This is a genomic window from Janthinobacterium sp. PAMC25594 (genome assembly GCF_019443505.1).
Taxonomy (GTDB): Bacteria; Pseudomonadota; Gammaproteobacteria; order Burkholderiales; family Burkholderiaceae_D; genus Janthinobacterium.
In genome coordinates this window covers 3,948,372-3,962,147 of record NZ_CP080377.1, presented here as the reverse complement: position 1 = coordinate 3,962,147, position 13,776 = coordinate 3,948,372, and the positions used below count along the sequence as shown (strand labels likewise).

At 59.3% G+C, this 13,776-nt stretch carries 11 protein-coding genes; 3 read left to right on the top strand and 8 right to left on the bottom strand.

Annotated features, from left to right (window positions below; genetic code table 11):
• Nucleotides 1-6 precede the first annotated feature (6 nt).
• A complete protein-coding gene (locus tag KY494_RS17815) occupies nucleotides 7-2,448 on the bottom strand; it encodes a DUF3772 domain-containing protein (protein WP_219887712.1) in 2,442 nt (813 codons plus the stop codon).
• A 268-nt stretch (nucleotides 2,449-2,716) separates the two neighbouring features.
• On the opposite strand from KY494_RS17815, the gene KY494_RS30045 reads away from it, so the two are divergent.
• Nucleotides 2,717-4,396, top strand: a complete 1,680-nt coding sequence (locus tag KY494_RS30045) for a methyl-accepting chemotaxis protein (protein WP_219887711.1) — start codon at nucleotides 2,717-2,719, stop codon at nucleotides 4,394-4,396.
• A 112-nt stretch (nucleotides 4,397-4,508) separates the two neighbouring features.
• Here the strand turns inward: KY494_RS30045 and KY494_RS17805 are convergent, their stop codons facing one another.
• From KY494_RS17805 to msuE, 3 genes are all read right to left on the bottom strand, one after another.
• Entirely contained in the window at nucleotides 4,509-5,534 is a 1,026-nt protein-coding gene (locus KY494_RS17805; protein WP_219887710.1) for a methionine synthase, read from the bottom strand.
• 24 nt (nucleotides 5,535-5,558) lie between these two features.
• Nucleotides 5,559-6,539: a DUF1852 domain-containing protein gene (locus KY494_RS17800; RefSeq protein WP_219891632.1), complete on the bottom strand. Its 981-nt coding sequence runs from the start codon at nucleotides 6,537-6,539 to the stop codon at nucleotides 5,559-5,561.
• Between the two features lie 67 nt (nucleotides 6,540-6,606).
• Complete coding sequence (gene msuE / locus KY494_RS17795; RefSeq protein WP_219887709.1) at nucleotides 6,607-7,185, bottom strand: FMN reductase; 579 nt, start codon at nucleotides 7,183-7,185, stop codon at nucleotides 6,607-6,609.
• Between the two features lie 127 nt (nucleotides 7,186-7,312).
• Here msuE and KY494_RS17790 point away from each other — a divergent pair, with 127 nt between their 5' ends.
• Together KY494_RS17790 and KY494_RS17785 are read left to right on the top strand one after the other, a co-directional pair.
• The gene (locus KY494_RS17790; protein WP_219887708.1) at nucleotides 7,313-8,245 is read left to right on the top strand and encodes a LysR family transcriptional regulator; all 933 of its coding nucleotides are present in this window, start codon (nucleotides 7,313-7,315) and stop codon (nucleotides 8,243-8,245) included.
• 280 nt (nucleotides 8,246-8,525) lie between these two features.
• A complete protein-coding gene (locus tag KY494_RS17785; protein ID WP_219887707.1) occupies nucleotides 8,526-9,569 on the top strand; it encodes a pentapeptide repeat-containing protein in 1,044 nt (347 codons plus the stop codon).
• Nucleotides 9,570-9,624: 55 nt separating this feature from the next.
• On the opposite strand, the gene KY494_RS17780 is transcribed toward KY494_RS17785, so the two are convergent.
• The 4 genes from KY494_RS17780 to glmS form a co-directional block, all read right to left on the bottom strand.
• Entirely contained in the window at nucleotides 9,625-10,275 is a 651-nt protein-coding gene (locus KY494_RS17780) for a hypothetical protein (RefSeq protein ID WP_219887706.1), read from the bottom strand.
• A gap of 898 nt (nucleotides 10,276-11,173) precedes the next feature.
• A complete protein-coding gene (locus tag KY494_RS30185; protein WP_375143366.1) occupies nucleotides 11,174-11,533 on the bottom strand; it encodes a DDE-type integrase/transposase/recombinase in 360 nt (119 codons plus the stop codon).
• Nucleotides 11,521-11,703 carry a hypothetical protein gene (locus tag KY494_RS30180; RefSeq protein ID WP_375143489.1) on the bottom strand — a complete coding sequence of 61 codons (183 nt, stop codon included), beginning with the start codon at nucleotides 11,701-11,703 and terminating at the stop codon, nucleotides 11,521-11,523. Before KY494_RS30180 ends, KY494_RS30185 begins: the two co-directional genes overlap by 13 nt.
• A gap of 197 nt (nucleotides 11,704-11,900) precedes the next feature.
• The gene (gene glmS, locus KY494_RS17770) at nucleotides 11,901-13,730 is read right to left on the bottom strand and encodes a glutamine--fructose-6-phosphate transaminase (isomerizing) (protein WP_219887704.1); all 1,830 of its coding nucleotides are present in this window, start codon (nucleotides 13,728-13,730) and stop codon (nucleotides 11,901-11,903) included.
• Between the last annotated feature and the right edge of the window lie 46 nt (nucleotides 13,731-13,776).

Below are 13,776 nucleotides of genomic sequence, written 5' to 3'. Positions count from 1 at the left end.
TGCCGACTAGCTCGTCAGCGGCGGCACGGGGGCGGGGGACGCCGTCGGCGCCACCGCCGGGATCAGCGGCGCCTCGGGCTGCGCCGGCACGGTGCTCAGCACCATCGTGCTGGGCTTGGCAATCGCGATATGCGCCTCGTCCAGGCGCTTGAGCAGCTCGAACAGCAGGGCGCTGCGGATGCCCGACGTCAGGCGCGGCGACGAGGCATAGCCGGTGGCGTTGAACAGCAACAGGCCATTGTCGATGCCGTCGAGCTGCACGCTGGGCGCCGGCGTGTCGAGCACGTCGGAATTGTCGACAAAAACGGACAGGATCAGCGCGCGCGCCGCCTGCGCATCCGTGCCCAGCGGCAGCGGCAGCTTGACTTGCACCAGGCCCAGCGGATTGGCCAAGGTCACGTTGCGCACCGTCTTGGTGATGAATTCCGAGTTCGGCACGATCACCGTCGAACGGTCGCTCAGCTGAATTTCCGTGGCGCGCACATTGATGCGGCGAATGTCGCCCTCCACGCCGCCCAATGACACCCAGTCGCCCACTTTTACAGGGCGCTCGGCCAATAGAATCAGGCCGGAGACGAAATTCTGCACCACCGCCTGCAAGCCGAAACCGATACCCACCGATAAGGCCGACGCCACCCATGCGATGCGTTCCAGGCCGATGCCGGCCGCCGACAGGGCCAGCGCCACGGCCAGCACGCCGCCGATATAGCCGAACAGCGTGATGAACGACACTTGCATGCCCGTATCGAGATTGGTGGTCGGCAAATAACTGTTTTGCAGCCAGCGCTTGAACAGACCCAGCGCCACAAAGCCGACGACCAGCACCAGCAGGGCCTGGATCAGGGCGGACGGGCGGATCGCCACCTCGCCGATGGCCAGGCCATCCTGCAGCTTGCCGACCCGCTGGAACAGCTCGCCCGGCCCCTCGCCGAACGGCGCCAGCAGCAGCATCAGCGCCAGCAGCACGACGATGGCGCGGCCGATGCCCGACAGCAGCACGGCCGCCTGGTCGCGCGCCTTGGGCGTGGCCAGCACAGGATGGGCGGCATCCGGCGGCGGCGGCGTGGACGCCAGCAACATGCAGATATCATCGACCAGCACCGTCAGCAGGTACGTGCTGCCCACCACCACGATGACCCAGGCGATTTGCTTGGCGATAAAACTGCCGAAGGCCACATAGCCGACCAGCAAACTGATGACGCTGGACGCCAGCGCCAGCCACAGCAGCACCGTGACGCAACGCAGCCACAGCGGCGTGACCAGGGTGGCGGGATCGGCCTCGCGCAACAGGCGCCAGCAGCGCTCGGCGCGCATCAAGCCATAGGCGATGGTCGTGCTCATCACCAGGGCGACGATGCAATTGACGGCCACGGCCGTGGACAGGCCCGCATTGATGACGATGGTGACGCGTTCCGTGGCCCACACCAGCACCACGATGAAGGAAAACATCCAGGGAAAATGGCGCAAGCGGTGCGCCAGCGCGTCGGGCAGCGGCAGCAAACGCCACGATACGCGCCAGGGCGACAGCAGCGCGTGGCCCAGGCCCGCCGTAAAACCGGCAAAACAGATGATGCCGATCAAGCTGCTGAGGAAAGTCGAGGTTTTTTCGGACAGGCCGCCATCCCAGCGCAAGCCCATGGCCAGCAATTCGGCCACCAGCCCCGGCGTGGCCGCCGCCAGCACCAGCACGGCCAGCGCATGCAGCGAACGGCGCAAGCGGCCATGCGGCACGCGCGTGGCCGTGAGCACCAGCAGATAACGCGAAGCCCAGACGCTGGCGCCGATCACGGCCACGATGCCGGCCAGCAAGCCGCCCCAGGCCGACCACGGCGTGGCGCGTGCCGCGTCGGCCAATTCCAGCTCCAGCGCCCGCAGGCGCTGCAGATTCTGCGGCAATTCGGCATGCAGCTGTTTCCAGAACGAACCGGCCAAAATCGATGCCGTGCGCTCGCCCAGGCGCGCCTGCAGCTGCGCGCGGCGCGCCGTCGACACCTGTTCCGACGCCTGCGTCGCTTCCACGGCCAGCAAGCGCGCCAGTTTTACCTGCGCATCGAGCGCGCTGCTGGTGCGGTCCAGCTGGCTGCGCTGCGCCGCCACGTCAGGGGCATCTTTCGTACCCGCCGCCGGCTTGCCCAGCTCGGCCAGCCGCGCCTGCACGCTGGCGAGCGTGGGCGCGAGCGCATCGGCCACCTTGTCCGCCTCGGCGCTGGCCGCCAGCGCATCGGCGCGCATCTGCGACAGGGTCGCGTCATCGAGATCAGCCTCGCCATCGAGCGCCTTCTGGATGGTCGTAATTTGCTTGCGCAAGCCGTCGAGGCGCTGGTCGGCCGTGGCGGCATCGTCGACGGGCTGCGACCAGGCCGGTGGCGCGGCCAGCGAGCACGCCAGCAGCAGGGTCAATAGCAGCGGCAGCAGGAAGGGGGGAAAACGGAGACGGAAAGAAGTCATGCGGACCTATGGCTGAAAATGAGAAAAACGGCCGGATTGGCAGCGGCGCCGCTCATGGCGCGCCACCCGGCGGGTGCCTGTCAATATAGCTGAAAACACCGGCAAGCCGCAGGATAAGCGGAACTGGCGTGTGCCCCCAGGCGCGACTAGGCATATTGCCCTATGGAAATATCATTCAAAAAGGTCTAGGATCGTCGTCCGCTTGGCGGCGCGGCAGCCCTCTGCACGCCGCCGACCTTTTCACCATTCCCTCCGTATCGAGACAGCCATGAAGTTTTTATCCCACCTGACCATCGGCACACGCCTTGCCGTGGGCTTTGCCGCCATCGGCGCCATGCTGCTTATCATTTCCTGCCTGGGCATTGCCATGCTGGGCAAGATCAACCAGGGCACCGGCCATATCGTGCATGACAGCATGCCCAAGATCGAGCTCGCCAACAGCGTGTCAGCCAACATCAACGACATCGCCATTGCCCTGCGCAACATGATGCTCAGCGCCGATCCCGCCGACCAGCGCAAGCAGACCGACGCCATCCTGGCCGCGCGCCAGGCGGCGGCCGGCAATCTCGTCAAGCTCGCCAGCATGCTCGATTCCGAGCGCGAGCGCGCCTTGCTGGCCAAGATGAACGACGCCAACACGCGCTACGCACAGGGGCAGGAGGTGCTGCTGGAACTGATCAAAAGCGGTACGCCGGACGACAGCAGCGCCTATCTGTACGGCCAGCTGCGCCCCGTCTTACTCGTCTACAAGCAGTTGATTGCTGAACAAATCAGTTTACAAAACACCCTGGCCAACACGGCGGGCGACAACGCCAACACCACCTACGCCAACACGCGCACCTTGCTGATCGGCATGTCGCTGGCGGCCTTGGCCATCGCGGCGGCCTTGGCGTATGGCATCACGCGCTCGATCACCGGTCCCGTCGCCACGGCGCTGCAGGTGGCCAACACGGTGGCAGCAGGCGATTTGCGCAGCCAGATCACCGTGCAGTCGCGCGATGAAATGGGGCAACTATTGCAGGCGCTCAAGCGCATGAACGACAACCTGGCGCACACGGTGGGCACGGTGCGCGCCGGCACGGAAACGATCGCTGCGGCCTCCTCCGAAGTGGCGGCGGGCAGCCTGGACCTGTCTGCGCGCACGGAGCAGCAAGCCAGTTCGCTGGAAGAGACGGCTTCATCCATGGAAGAGCTGACCTCGACCGTCAAGCAGAATGCCGACAATGCGCGCCAGGCGCACGTGCTGGCCGACACGGCCTCCGGCGTGGCGCAGCGCGGCGGCGCCGTCATCGCGCAAGTGGTGGCGACGATGCGGCAAATCGACGCCTCGTCAAATAAAATTGCCGACATCATCGGCGTCATCGATGGCATCGCCTTCCAGACCAACATTCTGGCCTTGAACGCGGCCGTGGAAGCGGCGCGCGCAGGGGAACAGGGCCGCGGCTTCGCCGTCGTGGCCACGGAGGTGCGCAGCCTGGCGCACCGCTCGGCTGCCGCAGCCAAGGAAATCAAGACCCTGATCGACGACTCGACCCGGAGCGTGGCGGCCGGCAGCGAGCTCGTGCACCAGGCCGGCAGCACCATGCACGACCTGGTCGACAGCGTGCGCCGCGTTACCGACATCATGCAAGAAATCACCTCGGCCAGCGCGGAACAGACGGCAGGCATCGAGCAAATCAACCAGGCCATCAGCGAGATGGACAACGTCACCCAGCAAAACGCGGCCCTGGTGGAGGAATCGGCGGCCGCCGCCGCCGCCATGCAGGAGCAGGCGGCCACCCTGGCGCAGGTGGTGAGCGCGTTCAAACTGGAAGCCGGCGCGTCGGCAAGCAAGCCGGCAATCGCCGCGACAACCGTACCGCGCCAGCAAGCCGTCGCCCTGCGCGTGCCGGCCGCCAAAAAAGCTGCACCGGCAGCAACGGCGTCATCCGACTGGGAAGAATTCTAAGACCGCAATAAAAACGCCACGGACACCTGCCGGTGCCTGTGGCGTCATGCAGCATAGTCTGCTTCCTGTTACGGCAAGGTAAAACTCACCTATTCGGTATGTCCCCAGCCTGCTAGGAGATTTCTCGTCGGATGATTTCCGCGCCGGCACTGAGCGCATGCAATTTCCCTCTTGCCACCCGACGAGACAAGGGCGCCATGCCGCAGTTGGTGCTCGGATAGAGCTTGTCGGCATCGACAAAGCGCAGCGCTTTGCGCAGGGTGTCGGCCACTTCCTCCGGTGTTTCTATGGTATTGCTTGCCACGTCGATGGCGCCGACCATCACTTTTTTGCCGCGTATGAGTTCAATCAGGTCGATGGGCACGCGCGAGTTGTGGCATTCCAGCGAGATGATGTCGATATTCGATTGCTGCAGCTTGGGGAACGATTCCTCATATTGGCGCCACTCGGAGCCCAGCGTATTTTTCCAGTCCGTATTGGCCTTGATGCCGTAGCCATAGCAAATATGCACGGCCGTTTCGCATTTGAGCCCCTCGATCGCCCTTTCCAGCGTGGCAATCCCCCAATCATTGACTTCATCAAAGAACACATTGAATGCGGGTTCGTCAAACTGGATGATGTCGACGCCGGCCGCCTCCAGTTCCCTGGCTTCCTGATTGAGGATCTTGGCGAATTCCCAGGCCAGTTTTTCGCGGCTTTTATAATGGCTGTCGTACAGCGTATCGATCATCGTCATGGGACCCGGCAGGGCCCATTTGATCGGCTGCGTGGTTTGCTGGCGTAAGAATTTGGCGTCTTCCACAAACACCGGCTTGGTGCGGCTCACGGCGCCCACGACGGTCGGCACACTCGCATCGTAGCGGTCACGAATTCTGACGGTCTCGCGCTTGTCAAAATCGACTCCGCTCAGATGCTCGATAAACGTGGTGACGAAATGCTGGCGGGTTTGCTCGCCGTCACTGACGATATCGATGCCTGCCTGCTGCTGTTCCTGCAGTGACAAACGTAAAGCATCTTGTTTGCCCTCAATCAATTCCTCGTCCTGCAATTTCCAGGGCGACCAGAGTTTTTCAGGCTGCGCCAGCCAGGAAGGTTTGGGCAAGCTGCCGGCAGTGGATGTAGGCAATAATTTTTTCATGATCAGTAATGTCGTGTATGTTGATTAAGCAGAGAGCGTGGTCGCAGCCCATTGTTCAAGAATATGCTTGTATGGCTTGATGAAGTGCTCTTCCGTATATTTGCCCTGCTTGACTGCCAGCTGGCTGCGCTCTTCCCGGTCATAGACAATTTGCGTCAACGAATAATCCTGGTTCTTCAGGCTGGGCTGATAAAGTCTTCCCGCCGCAGAATTGGCGTTGTAAATTTCGGGCCGGTAGATCTTTTGGAATGTCTCCATCGTGCTGATGGTGCCGATCAGCTCAAGATTGCTGTAGTCACCCAGCAGGTCGCCGATAAAATAAAACGCCAGCGGTGCGGCGCTGTTTGGCGGCATGAAATAGCGCACTTGCATGCCCATTTTTTCGAAATAGGCATCCGTCGGGGAAAATTCATTTTGTTGATACTCGACGCCCAGGATGGGGTGCTGATTTTCCGTGCGCTGATAGGTCTTGCTGCTCGATACACTGATGCAGATCACCGGCGGCTTGCTGTAGCGTTCTTTGTAAGTAGTTGAATTGACAAAGTGTTTGAACAGCTTGCCATGAAAGTCGCCAAAATCATCGGGTGCACTGAATGCGGATGTATTATTGTTGTGCTCTGCCAGCAGCACGCTGAAGTCGTAATCGCGCACGTAAGAGGAGAAGTTATTACCGGCAATGCCGTCGATGCGCTCTCCCGTTTTTTTATCCAGAATATTCGGCTTCAATATCTCGATCAATGGGATGTTGCCGCCTGCGACATCAATATTCAATTCGACGGAAATGATTTCGAGTTCGACAGAATAACGGTCTGCCTTCGGGTTGTCCCAATGCGCCAGGTTGTTGAAGCGATTGGCGATCATTTTCAGGGTGTTGCGCAAGTTCTCCTGGCGGCTCTTTCCCCTGGCCAGATTGGCAAAGTTGGTGGTCAGGCGCGTATTGTCCGATGGATGATAGTTTTCATCGAAAACAATGCTCTTGATGCTGAATACAAAATCTTGGCTCATGATGATCTGCTGTCCTGATTTCTGCGAAATATGAATGTGTTCTTTATCGTGACCGTGCTGATGCGTATCAGGCTGCGACCAGCTCTTCAGCGGTGGCAGATTGCGCATGGCGCGTCAAGCCGATCAAGGGCAATGCCCGTTGCACCGCCAGCGTCGCCCGCTGGATCAGGGCCTCGTTGTGCAGACGGTAGTCGAGGAAATCCTGGTCGGTCGCGTAGACGCCCAGCGGCAATGTGCGCGCCTGGAAGAAGCTGAACAGCGGCCGCAACTGGTGGTCGATCATCAGGGCATGGCGCTCGCTGCCGCCGGTGGCAGCCAGCAAGACCGGCTTGTCGATCAGGGCGTCCTGATGAATGAAGTCGAAGAAGTGCTTGAACAGTCCCGTGTACGAACCGCGATAGACCGGTGTGGTCACCACCAGGATGTCGGCTTGCTCGACCGCCGCAAGTTCCCGCTCCACCGCCTCGGGCAGCTGCGAGCGCCAGGTCGCGCCGGCATGCGGTGCGAACCGGCCCAGTTCGACCAGGCGTTGTTCGCACAGCACTTCGTCGGCGATCAGGTCCATCAGGTGCTCTGCCAGGGCTGCCGCCTTGGAAGGGCGTTGCAGGCCGCCGGAAACGGCGACTAGACGCAGTGGACGTGTCATGTTTGCTTTCATAGGGAGTGATGCGCGAGGGCGAAGAATGCCGGCAACAAGGAAGTGGATGATAGCGGGGAGAATCGATGAAGTATAATGGTCATATTTCATACATCCATGAATATGGCTCATTTCAATGCTTGAACGCATCCACCTCAGCATCGTCCAGCAGGTCGAAAAACAAGGCTCGTTGACGGCCGCCGCAGGCGTGCTGCACCTGACCCAGTCGGCCCTGAGCCACAGCATGAAGAAGCTGGAGCAGCAACTGGGCACCGACGTCTGGCTGCGCGAAGGGCGCAACCTGCGCCTGACGCAGGCCGGCCAGTACTTGCTGGCGGTGGCGAACCGGGTGCTGCCGCAATTGGACCTGGCCGAAGAGCGCCTGGGGCAATTCGCGCAGGGCGAGCGCGGTGCGTTGCGCATCGGCATGGAATGCCACCCTTGCTACCAGTGGCTGCTCAAGATCGTTTCTCCGTATCTGGCCGCATGGCCCGATGTGGATGTGGACGTCAAGCAGAAGTTCCAGTTCGGCGGCATCGGCGCGCTGTTCGGCTACGAGATCGACCTGCTGGTCACGCCCGACCCGCTGTACAAGCCGGGGCTGACATTCGAACCCGTGTTCGACTATGAGCAGGTGCTGGTCGTGGCCAAGGGCCATGCCCTGGCGTCGGCGGCGTATGTGAAGCCGCAGCAACTGACTCAGGAAGTGCTCATCAGCTACCCCGTGGACATCGAGCGCCTGGATATTTACAATCAATTCCTCTTGCCGGCCGGTGTCACGCCCAAGCGCCACAAAGCCATTGAAACGACCGACATCATGCTGCAGATGGTGGCCAGCGGCCGCGGTGTGGCCGCCCTGCCGCGCTGGCTGGTCGAAGAATACGCAGCCAAGATGGACGTGGTGCCGGTGCGGCTGGGCGCGCGCGGTATCGCCAAGCAGATCTTCCTGGGCGCACGCGAGACGGACACCGCCATCGACTACGTGCGCGCCTTCATCGCACTGGCGCGCCAGCCGGCCAGCGTCATGGCGCAAGGAGGCGATGCTAAAACCCTTGACGCATCCCGATAAGCCCAGACGGCGCTATCTCCGCTCGGAAACTACTGAACCCACCTATGCGAAGCGCAATCGGCTGGCGCCATTCCGCCTTCCGGCTGTCAGACTGGCTGAAGACAGAGGCGGCTTTAAACTCGAAATATAGTGAGGAGAAAATATGCGGAGGAATTCGGCGGCAGTGGTAACAATAATAGCGCTCTTGTTGTGCTCCCCATGTTCGCAAGCATGGGGGGCGAATGTTTGTATAGGAAAATACCGTGATGGAAGCCATCCGAGTCCTGAAGAACTCGCGAAATTGCTTGATGAACATACACAGTGGCTGGAAATTTACACGAAGCTTGAAGAAAACGCCTTGCAGATCGAAATTAATAATCGAGACGATACAAAAAAGGCGAATCTCTGTAATGCGAATCTTGTAAATGCACAACTGAAGTACGCTCGGCTCAACGGTGCGAGTTTGCGAGGAGCAAATCTAAGTGGCGCGGACCTGGGTGGTGCACAGCTGGTGGGCGCAGATCTGTCTGGCGTGGTCGCGCGCGGTGCATCTATGTCGAATGCCGCGCTGGTTGACGCCAACTTCAGCGGTGCTGACTTAACTTACGCCGACTTGTCCTACGCTATCATCGCCGGGGCGAATATGGATAAAGCCAATGTTGCCAGGACCCGCTTTGCCCTCTATGACATAAAGCTCGCTGGCCACGCGGATAACCTCCCCGATAAAGAAGCCTTTTCTCGGGTTCATAACATGGCTGAGATCCGGCTCGATCCTTCGTTAAGCACAACGTCACAGTTTGTACTGTTGCGTGAAGAATTTAAGAAAACTGGTAAGCGCGATCAGGAGCGCGCGCTCACTGCGGCGCTTAAGCGTATGGAGGCGCGACACGCGTCGAGGCTGGAAAGGTGGTTCTACTTTGTAGCGTTTGATTTGACGACGGAATTTGGCGCCTCACCGGGTCGGCCGCTTAAGATTCTTGCGTACTTAATGATAGCGTTCGCTTTTCCGTACCTGTTCGCCTTGTCGAGGACCAACGGTGCCGGGATTTGGATTGTCTGGCCAAAAGAACGCCTGGAACAAGGCGTTGGTAACAACACTCCTGCCCGACTTCACAAGACTGGAATCCGTGCCATTCTAACCGCCTTCTACTTTAGCCTACTCTCGGCCGCTAGTATAGGCTGGAAAGATCTCAGCTTCGGGAATTGGATATCGAGGATTCAACCCACCGAATCTGCTTTACGCGCTACCGGCTGGGTAAGAAGTATTTCTGGAATCCAATCAGTAATTAGCGTATATCTGCTCGCCCTTTGGGCGTTGACATACTTCGCGAGACCATTCGAATGACCGCTGTAAAACCTTTCGTTATTTCCCCGGTATACACGTAGGAGCAGATTCAATTTCAAAGTGTAGATGGGTCGGTTATCTCAAGTTTTTCGTAAAGGTGTTTTGCTAAGCCGTTTCTCCAAAATTCGATACTCCCTTGAATTGCTTCAACATTCTTACCGTCTGCGCTGAGAGCTTGCAAGGCAGCAAACATATTATCGGTTACTTCCCGAGGCGACATGCCTATTGCTACACATCCTTGAATTGTTTTACCTTGCAGCCCGCTCCCGCCGGATTGTGTCCACTGCTCAGGCCATTCACTGTGATGCTTAAAGTAGTTTGCCCCAAGATCAACTATGCACGGATGGCTAAGCCCACTTCCCATATGTTTCGATGCTTGAAAAGAAAGAATTTGTCCTTTACCGTTTGGCAACTCGCAAGTTTGTGGAGCCAGTTCTCGAATCTTGTTAAGAATTGATACGGTTTGTGTAATCATTGCCTGGCCCAACACGAAGTTCGCGCCGATGAGCAGCCCGATTTCTTCGTGAAGAATCTCACTGGGAGCGTCCCAATACTTTCTGGATACCCCATATGAGCCCATCCGATTTAATAAATCTTCGTCTGTGTTTTCAACCAAAGCCTGTAGTGATCGGGACACACTCTGAATTGGAAAATATGAAAAAGGATCGTTTAATTTATCTAAAAGATAGGCAAGTGATGTCGGCATATACGATTTCAACTTAGGATGGACTGGCTCGCTACCACGCCTTGCCAGTTGAAGAGAAGGAAAGGCGCGTGCATCTTACGCTGGGCTTACCGTGCTTGCATGGCCGGAAATGTTGCGATAACTACGGTATGCGACAGTTGCAAGCTTTCATGCTTCCTGCGGATCATTGCTTGGAGGTACGCGAGCCGTAAGTGCCCTTCGATGAGTTGGTAGGGGGCGCGCATCTTCTCGTGCTCTCGAGGATGCACATGCGAGCCCGCATTCACTGCAACTATTATCGGAGCGGGCATGGTTCCTGAAGCCAGCATATACCGACCAAGCCAGGTGTTCAGGCGGTGCTTGCCATCGAATAGATCGTCGCCCCAGCCCCTCAATGTCTTAGGCCAGTCGCTGACGTGTCCGATACTCAAGATTTCCTCGTTGGACATAGATACAACCGCATATTCCCAAGACAGGGGCTCCATAGGAAGCCATGCCTGAAAGTCATTCCAATGCCGGTATATCCACGTCTCTATGACGGCCTCTGGTACGTGCGCGAAGTGCACAGGCCAGCGGCGCATATAGTCGGCGAACGGCTCTTGGTCGAAAGTGCCGTGCCGGTGTGGTGCGGGTATTCCAACTAACCCAGGGCTTGAATTTTTCATAATTTAAGATGGTTAGATCGCGCCAGCTACTTAACTCTCAGGATCGACTGCAAAACCAAACGCCTACAAGATTATCGCGAGTGCTGTGGTCAAGTAATTTCGGACACAACAATAGGGGCGTTTTGTGCCATTTTCCGCTCGTAGGCGGCGAGCGGCAGATTGTCCAGTACTGAATTCAATCGCTTGCAGTTGTATAAGCCGACGATGTAATCGGTGATGTCGGCCTTGGCCTCGGCATGGTTGACATATTGGCGCTACCAGACGCGCTCCGTCTTGAGGTTCAAGAAGAAGCGTTCGGCGATGGCGCTCCCTACCATAATAGACTGAGTGTCACAGCAATTGCCTTTACGGCTCATACTGCAAACAAAGCCGTGCTCGTCCAGCAGTTCCTGATACAGCGCACTGGCGTACTGGCTGCCGCGGTCGGAATGGACGACTAGGCCCAGGCACGGCTGGCGCGGATGGCCATGTAAGGCGTTGCAGACCAGTTCGGCAGGCATACTCGGCGCCATGGGCCACCCCACGACCTTGCGCGCGAACAGGTCGAGCACGATGGCCAGATACACCCAGCCGGCGCCTGTGCAGATGTACGTGATGTCGGTCACATACGCCATATTCGGCGCTGGCGGATCGAACTGCCGATTGAGCACATTGGCGGCGATTGGTAGGTCGTGCTCGCTGTCGGTGGTATGGATGAATTTGCACCTCCAGACGGGCTTAAGGCCGCTTTGCGCATCAAACTGCAAATCTTGTGGCGTCCGATCTTGATTCCCTGGTTGGCCATCACCGTGACCAAGGGACGGCTTCCATAGCTTTGATGGCTGGCCGCAAATGCGGCCTTCAGGTGAACGCTTTTTTTGCACAGAATCAGTTTGGCAGAACGACGCCGCGCCTCGTAATAGGCGGAACGGCTGACGGACAGGACGCGGCACCGAGCTCCCGACCAACTTTATTAGCTCTAGTAAGCAGCCCCCAGCCTGTTTACTCCACCGTCACAGACTTCGCCAGATTGCGCGGCTTGTCCACATCCGTGCCGCGCGCCAGTGCCGTGTGGTACGCCAGCAATTGCAGGGCGACCACGTGCAGGATCGGCGACAGGACGCCGTAGTGTTCCGGCAGGCGGATCACGTGCAAGCCTTCGCCGGAGCTGATGCGCGAGTCGACGTCGGCGAAGACGTACAGCTGGCCGCCGCGGGCGCGCACTTCCTGCATGTTCGATTTGAGCTTTTCGATCAGGGCGTCGTTCGGCGCGATGGTGACGACCGGCATTTCATTCGTCACCAGGGCCAACGGGCCGTGTTTCAGTTCGCCGGCCGGATACGCTTCGGCGTGGATGTACGAGATTTCCTTCAGTTTTAACGCGCCTTCCAGGGCGATCGGATAGTGCATGCCGCGGCCCAGGAAGAGGGCGTTTTCCTTGCGTGCGAATTCCTCGGACCAGGCGATGATTTGCGGCTCCAGCGCCAGCACGGAAGCGATGGCGACGGGCAGGTGACGCATGGCTTTCAGGTGCGCCGCTTCCTGCTCTTCGGACAGACGGCCATTGACTTGCGCCAGGCACAGGGTCAGCAGGAACAGTCCCGCCAGCTGCGTGGTAAACGCCTTGGTGGACGCCACGCCCACTTCCACGCCGGCACGCGTGATGTAGGCCAGCGCGCATTCGCGCACCATGGCGCTGGTGGCCACGTTGCAGATGGTCAAGGTGTGCAACATGCCCAGGCTGCGCGCATGTTTCAGGGCGGCCAGGGTGTCGGCCGTTTCGCCGCTTTGCGAAATCGTCACCACCAGCGTGTTCGGATGCGGCACGCTGTCGCGGTAGCGGTATTCGCTGGCCACTTCCACGCTGACGGGCACTTTCGCAATCGCTTCGATCCAGTATTTCGCCGTCATGCCCGCATACGAGCTGGTGCCGCAGGCGAGGATCAGCACGCGGTCGATCTGCTTGAAGATGGCATAGGCCTTGTCGCCGAACAATTCCGGCATGATGCCCGTCACGCCTTCGAGCGTGTCGCCGATGGCGCGCGGCTGTTCAAAAATTTCCTTCTGCATGTAGTGGCGGTATGGGCCCAGCTCGGCCGCGCCCGTGTGCGCATGCACGGTTTTCACTTCGCGTTCGACAGGCTTGCCATCGACATCGACGATCCAGCAGCGCGACAGTTGCAGGTCAACCACGTCGCCTTCTTCCAGGTAGATGATCTGGTCCGTCGTGCCGGCCAGCGCCATGGCGTCGGACGCGACAAAGTTTTCACCATTGCCCAGGCCGACGATCAGGGGCGAGCCCTGGCGCGCGGCCACCACGCGGTGCGGCTCGTCGCGGCAGAAGACGGCGATCGCATACGCGCCGTCGAGGCGTTTGACGGCCTGCTGCACGGTTTCGAACAGGTCGCCGTTATACATGTGCTCGACCAGGTGGGCGATCACTTCCGTGTCCGTCTGGCTCTGGAAGACGTAACCCAAGGCCGTCAGTTCGGCCCGCAGCTCGTCGTGGTTTTCGATGATGCCGTTATGCACCAGCGCCACGCGGGCGTTCTCTTCCGTTGGGGAAAAGTGCGGGTGGGCATTGAACGAGACAGGGGCGCCATGCGTGGCCCAGCGCGTGTGGGCGATGCCCGTAAAACCGCTCAAGCCCTCTTCGGCGATCTGCTTTTCCAGCTCGGCCACGCGCGAGGTGGAGCGCGAACGCTGCAAACGGCCATCGGCGTGCAGGGCGATGCCGCAGGAATCGTAGCCACGGTATTCCAGGCGCTTCAAGCCTTCGAGCAGGATGGGAGTGATATTACGTTGCGCTACCGCGCCGACGATGCCGCACATGGAAACCTCTGTCTAAAATTTAATCAATGCACGCATGCTAATGCAG

Excerpts from the sequence above, each read along its gene's own strand:
- KY494_RS30180 (WP_375143489.1), bottom strand. The coding sequence starts at position 11,703 with ATGGCCAACCAGGGAATCAAGATCGGACGCCACAAGATTTGCAGTTTG.
- msuE (WP_219887709.1), bottom strand. The coding sequence starts at position 7,185 with ATGACACGTCCACTGCGTCTAGTCGCCGTTTCCGGCGGCCTGCAACGC.
- KY494_RS17780 (WP_219887706.1), bottom strand. The coding sequence starts at position 10,275 with ATGCCGACATCACTTGCCTATCTTTTAGATAAATTAAACGATCCTTTT.
- glmS (WP_219887704.1), bottom strand. The coding sequence starts at position 13,730 with ATGTGCGGCATCGTCGGCGCGGTAGCGCAACGTAATATCACTCCCATC.
- KY494_RS30045 (WP_219887711.1), top strand. The coding sequence starts at position 2,717 with ATGAAGTTTTTATCCCACCTGACCATCGGCACACGCCTTGCCGTGGGC.
- KY494_RS17800 (WP_219891632.1), bottom strand. The coding sequence starts at position 6,539 with ATGAGCCAAGATTTTGTATTCAGCATCAAGAGCATTGTTTTCGATGAA.
- KY494_RS30185 (WP_375143366.1), bottom strand. The coding sequence starts at position 11,533 with ATGGCGTATGTGACCGACATCACGTACATCTGCACAGGCGCCGGCTGG.
- KY494_RS17805 (WP_219887710.1), bottom strand. The coding sequence starts at position 5,534 with ATGAAAAAATTATTGCCTACATCCACTGCCGGCAGCTTGCCCAAACCT.
- KY494_RS17790 (WP_219887708.1), top strand. The coding sequence starts at position 7,313 with ATGCTTGAACGCATCCACCTCAGCATCGTCCAGCAGGTCGAAAAACAA.
- KY494_RS17815 (WP_219887712.1), bottom strand. The coding sequence starts at position 2,448 with ATGACTTCTTTCCGTCTCCGTTTTCCCCCCTTCCTGCTGCCGCTGCTA.